Here is an 18,600-nt window from a genome sequence, read left to right on the forward strand (position 1 = left end):
AAAGGAGATTATTATGAAAAAAATTGTTTGTATTTGTGGAAACGGGCTAGGAAGTAGTTTTTTATTAGAAATGAATGTAAAAGCAGTATTAAAAGACATGGGTGTATCAGGAGTTGAAGTGGAACACTCCGATATGGGAAGTGCATATCAAGGTATGGCAGATGTGATTGTTTGCGCCGCAGATTTGGAAAACAATATTAAGCGTTTTGGTGAAACAATTTCATTAAAAAACATTATGGATAAAACAGAACTAAAAGAGAAAATTATCGCATTCATGAACAAGTAACGGCTTTTCCCAAGATCGATATCTTGGACAAAAAAAATATGTATAAAGGAGAGAAACATGAGTTCAGTTATTAGTTTTATTTCAGAATTACTCAGTAGTCCTCAAATCTTATTAGGACTCATCGTACTCGTTGGTTTGGCAGCACAACGCAAACCATTTAATGAAGTAGTACGAGGAACATTGAAAGCAATTTTAGGATTTGTAATTATTGGTGCAGGAGCCGGGATTTTAGTCGGATCATTAGACTATTTTGGTCAGTTATTTCAAGAAGCATTTAGCTTAACCGGTGTCGTACCAAATAACGAAGCCATTGTTGCAACTGCATTAGAAGACTATGCAACCTATACCGCAGGAATTATGATAATCGGTATGGCTGCAAACATCTTAATCGCACGCTTTTCTCGATTAAAATACATCTTCTTAACAGGACATCACACATTATTCATGGCAGCATTAATTGCCGTTGTATTAAAAGTTGCTGGTTTAGAAGGAGTACTTCTTTACGTACTTGGTGGAATGGCACTTGGATTAACAATGGTATTGTTCCCAGCGCTCGGACAACGGTACATGAAAGAAGTTACAGGGTCTGAAGACATTGCACTTGGACACTTCTCAACTGCAACGTACTTCTTAAGTGGATTAAGCGGTAAGCTGTTTGGTAAAGGTTCAAAATCAACAGAAGAAATGAACTTCCCACAATCCTTATCATTCTTGCGAGATTCAAGTGTAGCAATTGCTCTTACCATGTTGATAATGTATGTCATCACAACCTTATTCGCAGGGCCACAATTTGTTGCTGATGAACTTGGCGTAACAGACAACTATCTTGTCTTCGCATTCATTCAATCATTAACCTTCGCAGCAGGAGTCTACATTGTACTTCAAGGTGTCCGTATGGTTATATCAGAAATCGTCCCAGCATTCAAAGGGTGGTCTGACAAGATTGTCCCCGATGCAAAACCTGCATTGGACTGTCCAATCGTATTCCCATATGCACCAAATGCCGTGTTAATTGGATTCGTTGTATCCTTCATCGGTGGTATCATCGGAATGGGTATCTTAATCCTTGTTGGTGGGATCGTCATCCTTCCAGGAATTATCCCACACTTCTTCTTAGGAGCAACTGCTGGAGTATTTGGTAATGCTACAGGAGGACGCCGTGGAGCCGTTATTGGATCCTTTGTCAATGGTATTGCAATTTCATTCTTACCACTCCTCTTATTACCAATCTTAGGAGATTTAGGATTTGAAAATACAACCTTCGGAGATGCGGACTTTGTCGTCGTAGGATCCATCCTTGGTTTATTCGCTGGATGGGGTAAATGGGTATTAGCTGCATTGATTGGTGTACTCTTCGCCATTCCGTTTGTAGATGCAGTCCTCAACAAAGAAAAAACCGTATAATAATGAAGGGGAGAATTCTCCCCTTTATGATTCATATCAGAGCGATATTGAAAGGAGGATGAACATGAAAAGACAATATACTGTAATCGATGAAGCCGGGTTGCATGCTAGACCTGTCAGTCTCCTTGTTGCAAAAGCATCATCACATCCCAACGAGATAACAATGTGGTACAAGGACAAACCGTACACAATGAAGTCAATCCTAATGATTATGAGCCTTAGTGTCCAACAACACGATCAGTTCTCGATTGAGGTGCAAGGAGATAACGCCGAAGAGATCTTAGATTCTTTGGAAGCCATTTTAAAAGAAAACAAGCTTGCTTCATAGACAACATATACCAGTCGAATCGAATTATGATTATAGTAAATAGAAAGACGGACGTAATTGTCCGTCTTCATTTTTTATAGATATAATATTTGTTATACAAGAAAGCAAACGATAGATTGATAATCATTGTCATCCCAAGAACCAGATATTCGTTCCAACTGTTTTTTGTCAACACATCACCAAATATCGTTGATAGAGGAATAAAAAATACGTAAAATAGCATTAACTTCATCACCATAGTTCGAAACAATAAATCGGATTGAAATGTATATTTACGGTTCCAATACGTATTCCATATAACGAGGGAAATTATCGATGGAACATAAGCCAACCAGTATCCAAAATGAAACAGCTCGAACAACAGTACAAAAACAAGAAACTGAACAAGTCCAGCACTTGCAGAGAAGATAATAAATAGAAGAAGTTGTCGTCGTTGCTTCATAAAATCACCTGATATCATAGGTAGTATCTACGATGCTGAATCCTACTGGTACCATAGTATGATATACTTCAGCAACCATGTCCCTATTCTATCATTAATTATTTGAGATAACCAGATAATAATACCTTCAAAGCATGTTTGTCTTACTAAATTCACATCATCTTTGAAGGTATTATTGCCTTACTTAAATTACATCATCTTTTTTTTAATCCAATCATATCATCAGTAACCATCAGTTGTTCACAACAATAACTCGACGATTTCCTGTTGGATCCCACCGATAGTACGAATCTGCTGATGGAGTTGATATTGCCCATGTCGTAACATTAGGCACGTCTACATAGCCTAAGACAGGAACAATTAAATCCAATCTTCCTGTTGCAACATAGCGATAATAACTATGTACGGTAGATCCATTGTATGCTGTATAGTCGCTGTATGTGACCTGATAATCAACATAATAGTCACCTTCGTTTCCATCTGAGTTGCTCACGGCCCATTCGGAACCCGATGTATATCCTACCGTTTTAAAATAATCGCCTGCATAACTAGTTACCTTGTAGTAATATGCATTATCGGTATTACGAACATCATATTTATCTGGGTAGTTATATCGGTATAGCGTTGTATCTCCGATGTAAGAATAGCCATATTTATACTCGTAGCGATCGTAGTTATTGTCCTTGCCTACATCACTACTGGAACCTTCATCGAAGTATCGACAGAAGACACTACCGATTTTTTCATCAATATAGTTCCAATCACCACCGAAGCTCGTATCGTTTTGGTACTTTTGGAAACATACTTTGTCGTATAACTCGTACTTTTTGTAACTATAATGATATTCTCTAGTTGTTTCGTAATATGTCTTACGATACGTTGAGTCTGTTACTACTTTCGTCGTGTGGGGACTACTGAAATAGGTAGCTCCTAGACTGGTAATGTATGTATAACTGACATCTACGGGTTCATAGTGTTGGTATTGATATTCATTCTCTACATAAAACGATACTGGATTATTGGTTGATTCCTCATACTCATTGTTAGTAGATACCCGTAAATACCGTGATGCGTTATCGGTATAATTCATTTGCATCGGACGATCGATATGTCGGAGTTGAGATGCATATCGAATCGAATCATACAATTCATTTTCAGTGATGTATCGGATATTTCCTGTGGCCTTGAATGTGTGATAGGAGTAACTGCTTCCATCACAGTCATTGTATAAGTTACTGGCCGGTATGGTACCATTACAAACTACTTGTTCGGTTCTGGGATCAAAGTTTGACTCATATAATTTATCTGTCTCACTGTGAGTAAATAACAAACCGAATGTTTTTGAAGTAATGAGGATTTCTCGTGCGCGTTCCGGTGTTAATGGATTCCAGTTTTCATCCAACCTTGGGACTTCGATATGATTTAGCATAAGGTAATCAATACGAATGTTTTTGCCCCAATTATCGACACTAGGAACAAATAACTGCTCAATCTCAGTTAAGTTTTCAACAATTTCATTGCAATACTGATAGAGATACAGTTCATTGATAGCGTTTAATAACTCATAAATGAACTCGAATGTAACAACGATTGGTCCTATCACAGGCAATGCCTTAAGGGTATCAATAATAACACCAGTTGCAAGATCAAGAGCGATATCTGTCACGTGTTCAGCAAACGACGATTGCATATATTGAACTGCAGCAGCAAATATATCCTCTTCATTAAATACCCAACCAACACTCCACATATCTTCGGAATAAGATTGTAAGAACACCTCACAGATATCTTCGGCAAACTCACCAACATGATCTTCAAAATAATCACAGGTTTTATCCTCAACAGCACCCACTAGGTATTGGGCAACCCCTTCAACATTACCATTTGCAAAGAAATCATATAACATATTTGCGCCACCATTGATTGGATCAGATACGTTTTCTGGCAAATATGCTGTAGCTGCGTTAATCAGACTTTCAGCCATCGCATCTTGATGATCTTTACCCTCATCTTGAACCAGTTCCATATAATAACTTAAGATTAACTTAACTTGACTATATATTTCTGGATCAAAACGGATAATTTGCGACTTATAGTACCCATAATACTGGCCATTATAAGTAACCGTAGGCAAATAGTCATAAACGGTAGCTGAATGAACATTGTTATATCCAGGTACCATATCATTTAAGTACCCGTTAATAAAATCATACTCCCATTCAACGGCTGCATAAGTGCCATTCACAACAGAAGCATCGTTGATATCGACAGATGGTGAGGTATCACCACCCATACACATTTCTGGATCAAAGTAACACTCATCTACAATTGCTTGGACATCACGTGGTTTACTGAAGCTAAGGGCAATAACTGTCAGTAATAAAATCATACAAATTCGTTTCATATTTCACTTCCCTTTCATAGTTTTATAATTAAACTATATCACATCATTTGACGTAAGAAAAAGACCATATATGAACCAATGTTTAATTGATTTTGCCCTATAAACGCTGCTACAAAAGTACACTTCACCCGTTCTTCATCATGGTTTCTAATGTCTAGATTCGAGATGTAATACTTGTTGAATCAACGTGTTTTTATATATTCTCTTACATAACTATAATCGGTATAAAACGATGACAAATTTTTGGAAAGATATACTTTTTTATGATAAATATTATCGACGTTTGTAGACTGTAGTTTTAGACAATCATCCAGTCGTTTAAAATGCCTTTAAATCATCGTTTTTTCGAAACTTAAATCACTTACAAAAAGAACACGTTCATGATCAACGTGTTCTTTTTTTCTAGTCTTGGATAATCCATTGATAGATTTGTATAAGGTTATTGATAAATAGATTCGCTTTATCCACGTTTGATGCTTCTGAGGATACATTCGAATAGAAGTGGATGACGTTGTTTGTTCCTGCTTCATAGTTTCCTTCCAACTCCAGTTCAATGTAGTATTGGAAACCATAATTCTCATCGACATAGTAGGTGTAATAATACGAGTAATCTGGACCAATCGTAATCGAACGATCGTAGTAGCGATACCCACCATCAACGATGGTATCGGTATCAATTGTGTAGGTGAATTCTTGTGTAACTAAATTGAAAGTATAGGTATATCCGGAAGATTCTTCCATCGTACACAGGTTGTCACTGCATGTATACCCCATATCATTTAAACGTTCTAGAATGGTCGTCTCTTGATCAGGATCATCGGGATCGGTTACGGTTGCATCTTCGATCCATTTCGCATAGATAGTTGTATCAACATCGGGAGCTTCAACTGTGACATAAGACGTGCCAGATGAAATGATATCTACTGGAATAGTACACTCTTCATCCATGTACCATCCGCCAAATCTATATCCCGTTTTACTGGGATTATATACCGTAATATCATCCCCAGGATTCGCTTGGAACGTACCCCAGTCCCGTACTGGATTTTCCGAATAATCAAACATACCCGCATACCCACGCGCTGTCGATCCACCAAAGGTTTCAAACTCGACAAACACCATATTTGGTGCTTCGGTAAATAACGCATGTAGTACTAAATCTTCTCCCAAGGGTTGAGGGAAGTATACATACTCGCGGTAGATATTATAATTGTCCCCATAGACATGGGTGTACCACCAATTAAAGATGTATCCATCGCGCTCAACGATCGGTAAATAATAGCTCTCGCCAATGTCAAAGAATAATTCTTCAATGATAATGTCCGAATATACTAAATAGACCGCAGTGAAATTAGGATCAAATTCCCATTGCGCATAAATCGTCATATTCTCATCTTCATCGGTATCAAAATGGTATTCATTTTGATAGGCGGGATCATTGTACCAACCAAGAAAGTTATGACCTTTTTTAATCGGTGTAGATGGCTCTAAGACGGGATACCCTTTCACCCGTAATTGGGAATCAATTAACGATCCACCATCGGTTTCAAAGGATACCGTATAGAAGTAATCAGCGATTGTTTCATAGCGCTCATAGAGTGTCATATGATTTGCAGGGAGCGGCTCTGATTCATCAAACTCCTCGGTAAAGGATGCATCTTTATACCATCCGATAAACACATATCCCGTTCGTTCTTCCGCATCTGGCAACGTCATCGTATCACCTACTTCAAACAAATACGATGTCTCCACATCCATGGTTGTAATCAAGTTCAAGGCATAGGTATCATTCTTCTCCCATACACCCTCAAGCGTCACATCCTCTTCGGGAAATGTGGTTTCAATATATAACGTTGTATCTCCTTGGATTTTCCACCCAAGGAAATCATAAAATAGATCGGAGAGTCCACTCGGTAATGTTAAGGGGTCTCCAGGCAATCCTATTAATTGAACGGGGGTGTCCCCGTACTCCGATTCAAACGTAATAATCACTGAATCTTCAGTGACTTCGGTCCATTTGGCATACAGTATAAGATCACTGGTAATCATCATTGTTGATTGAAACGCCGTAGTAAATGATGCATCTTGATACCATCCTGAAAAGACATACCCGTCTTTCTCAGGAGTCGGAGGATTAATCGGATCCCCTTTTTCAATTGTGATGGCGGAAATTGTCGTCCCACCGTTACTTACATATGATACGGTGACATACTCCGTTGTCACCGTTGGATTTTTGTCGTCGTCATTGTTGGTTGGATCCAAACTACCAGTATTCCCACATCCGACCAAACCAAGTAATAAATATAATACAATCAAACCCTTGCTGTGTTTCATATTCCTCTTCCTTTCCTTTGTATCACTAGTTCTAGTTTATCAAAAAAACGCAGCCTTCAACAGTGAAAACTGCGTTTAATCGTGTTTTTTCTAACTTATTGTTTTTTTAATACGGCAAATACGGACGGACAACCATCATAACCGTGTTTTTCAATATACTGTTTCACTTGTTCTTTTTCTTTTATGAACTCTTCTTGATGGTCTTCGGGTACCCGAGACATCACGCGTTCCAAGATATTGTATATGTAATCTAGTTCTTCTTTCGAGTTCTCCTTATGACGTGGTACATCTAATATCCATTCTTGATCAATGGATAGACCTTCTTGAGAACCTAAGATGTCGATAATCTCTTGTTCGGTAAAGGTCTCGTAATGGGTATCACCACTTAGACGATCAATCCGTGCTGCGAAGTGATGCATCAATTTATGCGACTGTTGCATCTCACTTAATTGGTCTTTAATCATCTCTTGAATCAGAATGTATCCATCTTCTTTAAGTACTCGTTTCATCGCTTGAAACATCTGTGGGATATTGGATAAATGATGCAAACTATTCGATAAACACACGACATCAAAGTGATTGTCAGGGAACGTCATATCATAGGCATCCATCTCGATAAAGGACACCTTATCATTAGGTGTATGTTTCGTTGCCATCTCAATTAACCGTGCACTCGTATCAATCCCAATAAACGATTCATACTCCTCATACATACTCGTTATTTGATGGATAAAATTACCCGTCCCTGTACCAATGTCTAAAAACGTCTTTTTCTGTGTTGACTCTAAGAATTCTTTTAATCGGTTCATACTAATCTCCTAGTCTTGTTATACCTGTATCATATCAAGTTATACAATATTCTACAATGTACACTTTATCGCTAGATGTCATTTCTTATATTTGATTTTACCAATCAGTGATACAATAGAGGTAAGGAGGGATTTATATGTTTAAACCAAAACTCGACACCAAGCAAAAAGAACTCTTAATGGAACTACTAAAACTCATGGCCGAAGCCGATGGCACCTTAACCGAAGAAGAACTCATTCAAATCGGTAAAATCCGCAAATATTATAAGATGCAAGAATACGATGAAAAGAATTACACCAAAGACAACATTCGCTTCTTCTTAGAACAACAAAAAGAAGAAGACGTCTTAAACATTCTTACCCATGCGATATTACTCGCGCTAGAAGATGAAGTCTTTAGTCCTGAAGAACAAGACGTCATTCAATCCTACTTCGATCTACTCTCCTTAGAGAGTGCCGGTAAGATGCAGAAGTTCATCCATAAATACGGCAATCAAGCCTTTGATGTTCGCGAGCTCATCACCCCCGAACAAACCAAAGAAGAAGTCTTAGAAGAATCAATGGAACTTCTAGAAGAATACAGTGATTCCGATATCGAAGATGTCGATGAACATAAACTGATGAAGATGAACAAAGGTCCCGTCAAAAAAATCTGGGACCAAGTACTGATTTTATGGGATACCGCCCGTGATCCCAAAACCAGTACCGCCATTAAAGCCCTAGGTATTGGGGCTTTAATCTATCTAATCAGTCCGATTGATGCGATACCCGACATGATTCCGATGTTAGGACTAACGGACGATGTCGCTGTGATTGCCTACGCAGTATCACAACTAAATAAAGTATCGAAAAAGAAATAAAGGTTGAAAAAGACATATCAAACGATATGTCTTTTTTTGTATGGTTATTCTTATTACTCGAAATAACTTGGATTCCACGTTAAATAAAAATCAGTGTCAAAATTGAAGTCACTCATGGAATCATCTAGTGTTTGTAACATATCATTGTTGATTGATGCTATTAAGTCTGTATAATCTGCGTATGCAAGGAAACTAAATGATAGACTACTGTCTGATAAAGACCAGACTTCTTCGGTTATACCATGTTCATGCGCATTAGTAGAACTAAATACATCATTTTGAAAGGAGAATAAACCTTCCGCAAACTCATCAACAACTACTTCATCTTTATACAGTTGAATGATATTTTCCAGTTCAACACTTTCCCAACCATCGATATACTTAATATTGTGCTTAATGTGCAAATACTCGGGATTATAGTGCCTATAGTCCTCCACGTGAATAACCAAATTGTCATTGTCATAAAACTCCAAATGATAATCTTCTGGTATGTTAGTATCCTTTGGAATAGAACCTGAAAATGCATATTCTTCCACAGGATCATACATATCATAACTATATGTGTTACTAAAGTAATTGTTCACGTAGTTCATAAAGTAACCAGTCGAAGCATTATAGTGCTCATAAATTGTCACATTGTCATTATGATAGTTAATTTCCTCATAGAAATACTCCCCAGTATCTGATAAGTGATAGCGACGCAATACATCATCGCCTTCTCCCGTCAAAATAAATCGTCCAACACAATCTGCGTAGCGCACATTGTTTTCTGTATATAGATGAAATAGTTGAGCAATGCTTCCGCGCTCACTCACAGTATATGCACCAAATAGAATTCCTTCATCTCCCTTACGAAAGAAGAAATCATTGGTTGCACGTTCACTAGATATGGAATAGTATTTTGATTCTTTCATATCTTCAATATTTTGAGTCTCCGCTTTGAACCAATATATACCAGAACGGATGGTTCGATAAACCAACATTCGGTTAGGGTGATATTTAGAACTATTATTATATTGTGTGATAAAATCGTCTTTATTATATTCTACATTGAGTTCCTGAAATGAAATTGGTTCATATGTAGCATCTTCAAAATCTCCAAATGCCTCAAAATATTCATCAAGCTCTGTCATAACATCTTCATAGGAATCCTCGGTTTCATCTATAAATCCTTCCATTTCAACAAAATCTGTCCCTTTACATGCACTTAATGTAGATAAGAATCCAAGTAGTACGATAACCAGTATTTTCTTCATCCAATCTCCTCCTATTTTAATAAAATACAAACACAACAACGTGTGGTTGATGTGTTTGTATCGATTCTCCCTCACTATCGTTAGTACAATTATATCATGATGCATCACCTTCTTACAAACACAAAAAAGAACAAGTATTCTCGATTTAATTGTGCTATACTATTTGTGTATTATAGGAATAGATTGACACAAAAGTCAATCTAAAACAGGGAGGAACTAATGAGTAAAAAGGGTATTTTAGTTATTGTATTTGCACTATTATTTGTACTATCATCTTGTCAAAGCGATGAAAAGAAATTTGATGAAGCCATTGAAAACACCGAGAATCTCACGAGTGCACGCGTTGATTTCTCGATGGATAACGTCCCAATATTTGGCTCGATAGCCGGTTATATGCTGTATAGCGGTGACCAGTATTATACATCTTTCTTTGGAGAACAATCCTATGAACTCGAGATTGATGGCGTAACCTATGAACTCGTGGAGTTTGATGATGTATATTATGCGAAAGAAGTTGAAGAGGATATCGAAGATATACTGGGAGAAGAGGATGACTTCACATCGATGTATGAAGATTTCAATAGTGAAAACTTCGTACTTGGTGATGACGGATACTATGTTTCTACAGAATCCTACGATGACATGACGGACATTAAAGTAAAAATTGAAGACGGTTATATCATTGAAATAATGGCTACTGTCGATTCCGAAGGATTTGTGATGGATTTAACGATGGAACTCTCTGGATTTAATGAAACAACCATTGATTTTCCAGAATATGAAATGATGAATGATCACATACTGGTGATTTCTTCACTTGTTGATGAAGGATATGAGTATCAATCATCCGATGTACTGATCCGATTTGAATCATGGAATGAGGACATCGATTACTGGATTGGAGCTGATCATTTCGAAATTGATGGTGGGTGGAATGACGCCGTTATCTTCTATCCCGAAACACAAACGGTTGAAGTAAATGAACTACCTGCTGTATCACTTGAACTGTACTTAACAGAAGAAGTAAATCCAATTGTCGAACAAGTCATATTCGATTTACTTACGGATTACTACAATACGTTAGATTAGGAATACAACTTCATTCAAAAAAAACTCTCAACTTTATTGAGAGTTTTTTGTATATATTGTTTATGAAATTATTCAATTATATTTCCATCGACATCATAATATGTTTCTTCACCATTAATCGATATTGAATGAAGGTAGGAATCAATTGATCCATCCTCGTTGTAGTAGATCTCAAACGTTGTCTGTATATCATCGATATAGATATACGTTTCACTATGATGATAGTTCACCTGACCATTGCTGTAATATTCCTCATCGGTAGTTGTTTCACTTATACCATAAACTTCATGATGGATACTATATAGTGTTTTATTCCCATCCTCATCATATTCAGTAAATTCCAATTGTTCTGAATCGTGAGTAAACTCTTCTATTGTAATAGCCATAACTTCACCGGATTCATAATAGGTCTCTATCGTAGTTGATTCTACACCATATAGATAGGTGACTATTGCCGTTGTTAGGAGATTGTCTTCACTGTCATAATACTCATCTAGGGCGATTAACTCATTCCCATCATAATAGGTACGTTCTTGATACATACGAGTACCACTCTCTTCGGTTATATCGTATGTAATCGTTGTGATATGCTCTGTATCATTTAGTAATTCATTTAGGGATTGTTTCTCAACAGTTTGAATGTCCGCTTGATTAGGAATCTCGAATTCAATGGGTATTGTCGGCATCGCACCAATATAATTTTCAAACGCTGGAATTCGATTTAGTTCATGATCTAGAACGGATACATCATCCGTTGTAATGAACGTTGCTAAGTCGTTCAAGGTACCAGTAAAGGATGAAAAATTTATATTAAGGCTCTCTGAACTTGTATCAGTAATAATGTGCATTGATATGGCGTTTGTCGTTTCAGCATTGTACGTATCAAAATGCAGTGAGTTTCCAGTGGTTGTATCAATAAATACGGCAATAATCTCTGTGGATTCTCGGTACGAGAAGGTATCATCAAGTTCGTTTTCTTCAAAATCAAATTGACGATTGCTTGACACGACAATGACGAAGAAATCATCATACATATCAATTATTACATTTGGTGGAAACTGTGTCTCATCATTTAGCAAGGTCTCTTCTAGATTGGATACTTGAGGTAATTGCATATTGTTTAAATATAGTTTTTGAAGCCCTAAATCAATTGTGAATGTTAGTTTCTGATCGGTGTTAATTTCATACAAGTACTGATCAACACCTGTTTTATAGATGATAAACCGTTCATCATCAACAATGAAATATTGTTTAAAATCTTGATTTAGTGTTGCTAAATCTAGATATTTTGCATATTCACTCAATGCATGATATTCATTTGATTGAAATACTTCAAGATTTACGATTAAATGGATATTGGGAATGCGTTCCAAGGCGTATGGTACAAGTTCATTTGACATAACTGAATTACCTTGTATATAGCTGCCTAAAAAATCCATAATCTCTTGCATCTCTATGGAGGTCATCGTCCCTCCAGTAATACCCCGAAGCGCTAACTCTTCTTCAATTGCCTCATCGATAATTACATAACATTCGGGGTCCCCTTTACATTGATCAATGGCATCTTTGATTTGATCATTGGAACAACTACTAAGTAACAGTAGTAGACTAAATACTATTAGAATATACTTTTTGATAAGAATCATCCTTTCTTATTGTTGCCGAATATGACAAGATTCCAAATGATCATCTACCATACCAATGGCTTGCATATAGGCGTACATGATCGTGGAACCAACAAATGTCATTCCTCGTTTTTTTAGTTCTTTCGATAAGGCATCCGAGATTGGTGTAGTGACGGGTACGGTTTTAAATGAGGTATGGTGATTGATGATTGGTTTATAATCGACATACGACCATAGGAACTTGTCAAAACTACCATACTCTTCTTGAATCTTGAGAAACGCAATGGCGTTCTTTCGTGCACTATAGATTTTCAGTTTATTACGGATGATATTGGGGTTCTCCCGTAAGGCCTCTAACTCGTCGTCTGTCATCTTTGATACAAGAAGTGGATCAAAACCTTTAAAGGCCTCGCGATAACCTTCTCGTTTCTTCAAGACTGTATACCAGTTTAATCCCGCTTGAGCGCCTTCTAAAATCAAGAATTCAAACAAGACACGGTCATCATGAACGGGGATACCCCACTCTTCATCATGATACTTGGCATATAACTCTTGACCCTCTTTGTTGCCAAAACAACGTGTTTTTCCATCGTTCATTATTCACCCTCCGTATAGTCAAAATAACCAGTGAACGTAATCGTCTGTGAGTACGCTATGACTTCCTCATCATCCACGATATGATAAAACTCAAACGTAAGTGTGATGCTTTCTTCATGATCAATGTACATTTCATCCTTCATTTCAAAATAGTGGTGTTCGTCATATCCACCATATTGTGGGAAATCGATAATCCGCAAGTTATAGTAGGGATCATTGGAACGAATCATAAAATGAATTTCTAATCCACTTGTACGTTGGTAAGTACAATAATTGGGGTTTGTTTGACAAACCCAATCACTATCTAAATCAAGTTCATTTCCAGTAATAATCTCAAACGTACTATCATCATAATTATCCCAATCACGATACGTTCGATAGCCAATAAGATAGGTTCTTTCCAAGGTTGTTCGTTCAAAAATAATATAATCACTAGCATCGATTTGATTGGTTAGGGTTATCGTTGTGTCATCAAATACGACATCGTATATGGGTGGATCGAGACGATCCAACTCAAACGTGAGGGTTGGTGTGGTAACACCATAGGCATCCACGGTATTGTTAATCTTCATATAACACGATTGATACATATACTCACTTAACTCATTCTCGTTAAACAAGGTGCATTTTGAATAGCTATAATCATCAATAATCAACTGTAAAGACGGAAGTTTCTCATTGAATCCAGACCCGCGTTCAATCTCTTGATAGTCCCCATTTAAGTACGTATCTAGATCGATCTGATTGATTTCCAGTTTACGAAATGCGTTATAACTATAGATGATTGAATCAGGCTTATTTTCTTCCTTAATGGTATATTTTACCATTTCTTTGAATCCAAGCGTTGTCTGAGTATCTTCAAGGCCGAATTTAATATATCGATAGGTGTCCGTTTCACCTCGAAGATAGATTTTATTATTTGTCGTTATTGGGTCGCCATAGAAGTATGGCACAATCCCAACATTATAAAATTCTCCGGTAAATCGAATATAGATTTCATCCTCTTCTAAGTCCGGTGCGGTAAATGGAATATAATCAATCGTAAAATCCTCGATTTCGGTCCAGACTTCTTCCCCATCCACAATCGCTTCTAAATACTCATAGGTTAAGTCGGTAAATACATCATCTGCATAAGTTTCAGGAGAATCCACCATTTTTTCATATTCGGTGGCGATGACATCCTTATTGATTAGTGCATATTCACCGTAGAAAATAAACTCATTGTATGCTGTACCATTTTCAAGTGCTGCTGTTGTTGTGGCTCCCGAACTGTAATCTTTGAAACCACCATCTTCGGTATAAGCGATGATCCGATTATCATCGGCAGGAAAGTTGGGGTCGTAAATACTTAACTCGTATTGATTGACATTATAGGCAATCTTATGAACACTCAACGCATGGCCACTGATATATTTCTTATTGTCGTCTACTTCAAAAATACCGATGTATTGTGGGCGTTGCGTCACCTTTAATGCATATACAAAGGATAGAAACACGGTATCGTCCTCGACGGCAATCCATTTGTCCCAAAACTCATCGTTATACTCCCAATCCATGGATTCTTGAATGACCCCGGCAAAACGGTATGGAGCTTGATCATCTGTCCAAAAGGTTGGTGTGTCATTGTCATACAAGCCATATAAGGCATCCTTATCTTGCGCCACTTTTCTCTCGCTATAATACCAAATAGACGACATTACCGTTCCGGCACATTGGCCAAACGGAGCTACTTTAGAGCCATAATTCGAGAAGTGCCATCCATCAACACTAGGAACAAACCCACTATCATAAAAACTGGGATTATAAAAGATTTCTTCAAACAAATCACTCATTGAGATCTTCGATACGACAACGCTACTGAAATGGATGGTTTGAATCACAATTTCCGTATTGGATAATGAAATCGTCGGTATCGCTTCATATGTATCCGACTCGGGATCATAGAAAAATGCCATGGCAAATTCCTCTTCTGTATTGATATCAATCGGAATTGAGACATCAAGCGGTTCTTCCGCAATCGTATGATCATTGTCCACCGTTATAAGTGGGGTAATTGCTTCGAACCCATCTACCGGAGTAACGTCCGTAAAAGGTTCTGTCGTTATTGAAAACGAAACCTCCTTGGAATAGGAATTCTCGGGAATCTTGATGGAGAAACCGTTGATTGGACTATCATCATCAAGCAACAGTATTTCACCTTCATCAATCGACAATGTCGTCCCATTATTCTCACTATTATCGTTTGTTGCAACATCTAAGAACTGTGTCATTTGGGACGTGATGTCATCATGAAAAAAAATCAATCCAGTAATCACGACAATACCAATTGACATATAGGTAATAATAGCTATTCTAATTTTGCTCATCTCAAAAACACCCCACTATTTGTGAAATTGTTGTATATATAAATATTGTAATAGGTAATTATTGATTATTTATTCTGCGAAAGCGTCTGTTGCGTCTGTGGAATACGTTATAAATGCAGTATTTCCTTCCCAATAAACAAGCATGTCAGTTGTTGAAGCAGCATTGACAAATGTCGTACAATCATCATTGCTTTCAAACTCGATAATTTCCAACCACCCTTGGGTTTCATTGACATATCCAATGTATAAATCAGTCACAGTAACATCAATTTCATAGGTAGTATTAATCGCATTGGTGTTATAGTATTCAATGGCATCTTGATCACGTTGTTCAAATACATATCCAACACCTTCCAACGTTGTTTTGATATCGGTCACATAATTGGTGTCTTGAACTCGACCACCGTCTTTACTACCGTCATCATCCGTTGTACACGCACTAAGAATTAAAACAAATGCAAATAATAATATCAATTTTTTCATGAAAAAAATCCTCCTTTTTAGTATAGAAGGATCCCTGAGTATTCCCACATCCATCGCATCCTCCTTTCTTAATTATAATGGATTTTAATTCAGAAGTCTAAATAAAATCTATTTTTGAAAAGAGGTTCAGTAGTTTTTCGGGATTTCCCTACCCTTAAGAGATGGACAAGTGCTATAATAAAGTCACATATATGTGACCTTATCCACAAGAAGTATCCATTTAGGAGGATCCCTATGGACTATCTGATGATTGCCATTTGTAGTTATTTATTAGGTTCGATAAACTTTTCGATTGTGATTACTAGAATCTTAAAAGGGATTGATATTCGTGACGTCAATTCCCACAATCCTGGAGCCAGTAACGCCACCTTAACGCTTGGGATAAAATGGGGCGTCGTCATCTTCTTTTTGGATGTCTTAAAAGGATTTATCCCCGTGTTCATTATCCGACTAGTATTCCCAGAAAACGACATTCTCTGGTTTGTCGCGGGATTTTTCGCGCTTATCGGACACGCCTTCCCCATCTACTATAAGTTTAAGGGAGGCAAAGGAACCAGCACCTACATGGGTGTCGTCTTTGGCGCGTATCCACTAGTGGGATTGATTCTATTTGTCGTGTTAGTGGCAGCAACCACATTATCGGATTATATCGTCGTCGGAACGGTCTTCTTAATTGTTCCTCCACCGATTTATATGATTGTTACTGGCCAGTTTCACTGGATCAGTATTGCCTTATTATCACTATTTGCCATAATTAATCTTCTCAAGCATTCGAATAACTTTATAGCTTTATTCAAAGGCGAGGAGAAGAAAGTATTCGCATCTCTCAAAAAAAAGACCTAGACTAGGTCTTTATTTTTTTGGAAACGAGTAAGAATGATATCTTTGTAACGTAAAACGCCATAACTAACAATCACAATATTATGGATGGCCATGTATAGTAGACCCAAGTACACAACCCCGAATCCTACAATATCCCAAGATATCAATAAAGCATTGACGATGATGTGTTGTACCAGGGCAAATATAACCCAAGTTTCACGTATGTCTTTGTATAGAATAATCAGATTAATCACCAAGGAACTCCCTACTATAATATAACCAAGCAAAGGAGAAATCTCACCGACAACATGGTTATACAAGGCGATGGTAAAAAACAGACCCATTGTAAGAACAATATGAACGACATTAACTACCAGTAGTACATTCTTATGATCGTAATAATCTTGACAAATAAAAGGCTGTGTTAATAGAGAATACGGAATCAATTGTGCTAAAAGGATGAAAATGAATAGAATCGGAATCATCGCAAACATCAAGACATTCCCACCGGTAAAATAACTGATAACTGCATAATACAAAAACAATCCCACAATACTTAACGTGCTTCGTGACATATCAACAATCCCCTTTTATAGTGTGTTTTCGATTACTTCACGAACAAGCAATCCTACTTGTCGTGAGGATAACTCTTTATATTGTTCATATGGAATCGGTGGATGAATCACAAGATCTAAATGTTTCTTCATCGGCCATTTTTTCTTGTAGTATCTTGGTTCTTTTACAATCGTTATAGGAACAATCGGCACTTTACTTTCTAGAGCGACTTTGAATGCGCCACTACGAAACTTCCTCAAAACACCAATCTCACGATTGACACCACCTTCGGGAAATATCACCATCGTCGATCCATGTTGGACGCGTTCGACAACTTTTGAAACAGCCTCACTACCTTGTCGTGCACTTTCCCGATTCAACATGACACAACCGATCGACTCCGCCCACCGACCAATGGATAAATAGGACCGGACTTCTTGTTTCGCGAGGAACGCGACAGGATATTCAGGCAAGGTGCACATTAACGCCGAAATATCTAGTTCTGATGTATGATTCGCATAGATTAAGAAGCCAGGATCTTTCGGTAGATTCTCTTTACCAATAACGGTTGCTTTCACACGGAATAAATGGAGGGGAACTTGGACAATCGCTTTTCCAAAGAAATGTTTCACTTTTGATGTTGTGGGGTAGCGTTTGGCAATCAACAAATACGTCACTTCCAGCCAAATAATCGCAGCAATTAATGCCACAACAAAAGCAATCACAAAACTGATGATAATCACAAACGGATTATCAACTACTTGATCAACACGATAATCAAACAGATAAATCGTGCCACCGATTGTCGCAAAGTAGACAAGAAGAATGTATGTTGTCAACATGGTTTCACCACCTAATTTCGTCCATTTAATTATATCATATTTTTAAAGCTCTATCCCAAATATTATCATCCTTTTCTCCAACGAAGAAAGAATCGATA

17 protein-coding genes are annotated in these 18,600 nt (G+C 37.4%); 6 read left to right on the forward strand and 11 right to left on the reverse strand.

The annotated features are described in order from the left end of the window. Nucleotides 1–13 precede the first annotated feature (13 nt). The 3 genes from G4Z02_RS04975 (at nucleotide 14) to G4Z02_RS04985 (ending at nucleotide 2,018) form a co-directional block, all read left to right on the forward strand. On the forward strand, nucleotides 14–286 hold the full coding sequence (locus G4Z02_RS04975) for a PTS sugar transporter subunit IIB (RefSeq protein ID WP_258876897.1): 273 nt from the start codon (nucleotides 14–16) through the stop codon (nucleotides 284–286). Nucleotides 287–343: 57 nt separating this feature from the next. After that, complete coding sequence (locus G4Z02_RS04980) at nucleotides 344–1,690, forward strand: PTS ascorbate transporter subunit IIC (protein ID WP_258876898.1); 1,347 nt, start codon at nucleotides 344–346, stop codon at nucleotides 1,688–1,690. Nucleotides 1,691–1,754: 64 nt separating this feature from the next. Then, a complete protein-coding gene (locus G4Z02_RS04985) occupies nucleotides 1,755–2,018 on the forward strand; it encodes an HPr family phosphocarrier protein (RefSeq protein WP_258876899.1) in 264 nt (87 codons plus the stop codon). Nucleotides 2,019–2,085: 67 nt separating this feature from the next. Here G4Z02_RS04985 and G4Z02_RS04990 read toward each other — a convergent pair whose 3' ends face one another. The 4 genes from G4Z02_RS04990 to G4Z02_RS05005 form a co-directional block, all read right to left on the reverse strand. Next, on the reverse strand, nucleotides 2,086–2,460 hold the full coding sequence (locus G4Z02_RS04990) for a GtrA family protein (protein ID WP_258876900.1): 375 nt from the start codon (nucleotides 2,458–2,460) through the stop codon (nucleotides 2,086–2,088). 232 nt (nucleotides 2,461–2,692) lie between these two features. Next, nucleotides 2,693–4,864 (reverse strand): hypothetical protein, encoded by a 2,172-nt coding sequence (locus tag G4Z02_RS04995; protein ID WP_258876901.1) that lies wholly within the window; start codon nucleotides 4,862–4,864, stop codon nucleotides 2,693–2,695. Nucleotides 4,865–5,266: 402 nt separating this feature from the next. Then, a complete protein-coding gene (locus G4Z02_RS05000) occupies nucleotides 5,267–7,198 on the reverse strand; it encodes an InlB B-repeat-containing protein (protein ID WP_258876902.1) in 1,932 nt (643 codons plus the stop codon). Nucleotides 7,199–7,293: 95 nt separating this feature from the next. Further along, nucleotides 7,294–8,007: a class I SAM-dependent methyltransferase gene (locus G4Z02_RS05005; protein ID WP_258876903.1), complete on the reverse strand. Its 714-nt coding sequence runs from the start codon at nucleotides 8,005–8,007 to the stop codon at nucleotides 7,294–7,296. Between the two features lie 137 nt (nucleotides 8,008–8,144). On the opposite strand from G4Z02_RS05005, the gene G4Z02_RS05010 reads away from it, so the two are divergent. Beyond that, nucleotides 8,145–8,867, forward strand: coding sequence for a YkvA family protein (locus G4Z02_RS05010; RefSeq protein WP_258876905.1), 723 nt, complete (start codon nucleotides 8,145–8,147; stop codon nucleotides 8,865–8,867). Nucleotides 8,868–8,920: 53 nt separating this feature from the next. Here the strand turns inward: G4Z02_RS05010 and G4Z02_RS05015 are convergent, their stop codons facing one another. After that, a complete protein-coding gene (locus G4Z02_RS05015) occupies nucleotides 8,921–10,123 on the reverse strand; it encodes a hypothetical protein (protein WP_258876906.1) in 1,203 nt (400 codons plus the stop codon). Between the two features lie 219 nt (nucleotides 10,124–10,342). Here G4Z02_RS05015 and G4Z02_RS05020 point away from each other — a divergent pair, with 219 nt between their 5' ends. Then, the gene (locus G4Z02_RS05020) at nucleotides 10,343–11,212 is read left to right on the forward strand and encodes a hypothetical protein (RefSeq protein WP_258876907.1); all 870 of its coding nucleotides are present in this window, start codon (nucleotides 10,343–10,345) and stop codon (nucleotides 11,210–11,212) included. Nucleotides 11,213–11,280: 68 nt separating this feature from the next. On the opposite strand, the gene G4Z02_RS05025 is transcribed toward G4Z02_RS05020, so the two are convergent. From G4Z02_RS05025 to G4Z02_RS05040, 4 genes are all read right to left on the reverse strand, one after another. Beyond that, nucleotides 11,281–12,858: a hypothetical protein gene (locus G4Z02_RS05025; protein ID WP_258876908.1), complete on the reverse strand. Its 1,578-nt coding sequence runs from the start codon at nucleotides 12,856–12,858 to the stop codon at nucleotides 11,281–11,283. A 6-nt stretch (nucleotides 12,859–12,864) separates the two neighbouring features. Next, a complete protein-coding gene (locus G4Z02_RS05030; protein WP_258876909.1) occupies nucleotides 12,865–13,434 on the reverse strand; it encodes a DNA-3-methyladenine glycosylase I in 570 nt (189 codons plus the stop codon). Then, the gene (locus G4Z02_RS05035) at nucleotides 13,434–15,800 is read right to left on the reverse strand and encodes a hypothetical protein (RefSeq protein ID WP_258876910.1); all 2,367 of its coding nucleotides are present in this window, start codon (nucleotides 15,798–15,800) and stop codon (nucleotides 13,434–13,436) included. The genes G4Z02_RS05030 and G4Z02_RS05035 overlap by 1 nt, the downstream gene beginning before the upstream one ends. Before the next feature lie 69 nt (nucleotides 15,801–15,869). Beyond that, nucleotides 15,870–16,283 carry a hypothetical protein gene (locus tag G4Z02_RS05040; protein WP_258876911.1) on the reverse strand — a complete coding sequence of 138 codons (414 nt, stop codon included), beginning with the start codon at nucleotides 16,281–16,283 and terminating at the stop codon, nucleotides 15,870–15,872. Between the two features lie 234 nt (nucleotides 16,284–16,517). Here G4Z02_RS05040 and G4Z02_RS05045 point away from each other — a divergent pair, with 234 nt between their 5' ends. Continuing rightward, entirely contained in the window at nucleotides 16,518–17,126 is a 609-nt protein-coding gene (locus G4Z02_RS05045) for a glycerol-3-phosphate acyltransferase (protein WP_258876912.1), read from the forward strand. On the opposite strand, the gene G4Z02_RS05050 is transcribed toward G4Z02_RS05045, so the two are convergent. After that, nucleotides 17,123–17,680, reverse strand: coding sequence for a hypothetical protein (locus tag G4Z02_RS05050; RefSeq protein WP_258876913.1), 558 nt, complete (start codon nucleotides 17,678–17,680; stop codon nucleotides 17,123–17,125). The genes G4Z02_RS05045 and G4Z02_RS05050 overlap by 4 nt on opposite strands. A 15-nt stretch (nucleotides 17,681–17,695) precedes the next feature. Next, on the reverse strand, nucleotides 17,696–18,502 hold the full coding sequence (locus G4Z02_RS05055; protein ID WP_258876914.1) for a lysophospholipid acyltransferase family protein: 807 nt from the start codon (nucleotides 18,500–18,502) through the stop codon (nucleotides 17,696–17,698). Nucleotides 18,503–18,600 lie beyond the last annotated feature (98 nt).

Origin of the sequence: Candidatus Xianfuyuplasma coldseepsis, assembly GCF_014023125.1 — a bacterium.
GTDB classification, from domain to species: domain Bacteria; phylum Bacillota_I; class Bacilli_A; order Izemoplasmatales; family Izemoplasmataceae; genus Xianfuyuplasma; species Xianfuyuplasma coldseepsis.

Coding starts and splice junctions, on each gene's coding strand:
- G4Z02_RS04975 (WP_258876897.1), top strand. CDS start 14: ATGAAAAAAATTGTTTGTATTTGTGGAAACGGGCTAGGAAGTAGTTTT.
- G4Z02_RS04980 (WP_258876898.1), top strand. CDS start 344: ATGAGTTCAGTTATTAGTTTTATTTCAGAATTACTCAGTAGTCCTCAA.
- G4Z02_RS04985 (WP_258876899.1), top strand. CDS start 1,755: ATGAAAAGACAATATACTGTAATCGATGAAGCCGGGTTGCATGCTAGA.
- G4Z02_RS04990 (WP_258876900.1), bottom strand. CDS start 2,460: ATGAAGCAACGACGACAACTTCTTCTATTTATTATCTTCTCTGCAAGT.
- G4Z02_RS04995 (WP_258876901.1), bottom strand. CDS start 4,864: ATGAAACGAATTTGTATGATTTTATTACTGACAGTTATTGCCCTTAGC.
- G4Z02_RS05000 (WP_258876902.1), bottom strand. CDS start 7,198: ATGAAACACAGCAAGGGTTTGATTGTATTATATTTATTACTTGGTTTG.
- G4Z02_RS05005 (WP_258876903.1), bottom strand. CDS start 8,007: ATGAACCGATTAAAAGAATTCTTAGAGTCAACACAGAAAAAGACGTTT.
- G4Z02_RS05010 (WP_258876905.1), top strand. CDS start 8,145: ATGTTTAAACCAAAACTCGACACCAAGCAAAAAGAACTCTTAATGGAA.
- G4Z02_RS05015 (WP_258876906.1), bottom strand. CDS start 10,123: ATGAAGAAAATACTGGTTATCGTACTACTTGGATTCTTATCTACATTA.
- G4Z02_RS05020 (WP_258876907.1), top strand. CDS start 10,343: ATGAGTAAAAAGGGTATTTTAGTTATTGTATTTGCACTATTATTTGTA.
- G4Z02_RS05025 (WP_258876908.1), bottom strand. CDS start 12,858: ATGATTCTTATCAAAAAGTATATTCTAATAGTATTTAGTCTACTACTG.
- G4Z02_RS05030 (WP_258876909.1), bottom strand. CDS start 13,434: ATGAACGATGGAAAAACACGTTGTTTTGGCAACAAAGAGGGTCAAGAG.
- G4Z02_RS05035 (WP_258876910.1), bottom strand. CDS start 15,800: ATGAGCAAAATTAGAATAGCTATTATTACCTATATGTCAATTGGTATT.
- G4Z02_RS05040 (WP_258876911.1), bottom strand. CDS start 16,283: ATGAAAAAATTGATATTATTATTTGCATTTGTTTTAATTCTTAGTGCG.
- G4Z02_RS05045 (WP_258876912.1), top strand. CDS start 16,518: ATGGACTATCTGATGATTGCCATTTGTAGTTATTTATTAGGTTCGATA.
- G4Z02_RS05050 (WP_258876913.1), bottom strand. CDS start 17,680: ATGTCACGAAGCACGTTAAGTATTGTGGGATTGTTTTTGTATTATGCA.
- G4Z02_RS05055 (WP_258876914.1), bottom strand. CDS start 18,502: ATGTTGACAACATACATTCTTCTTGTCTACTTTGCGACAATCGGTGGC.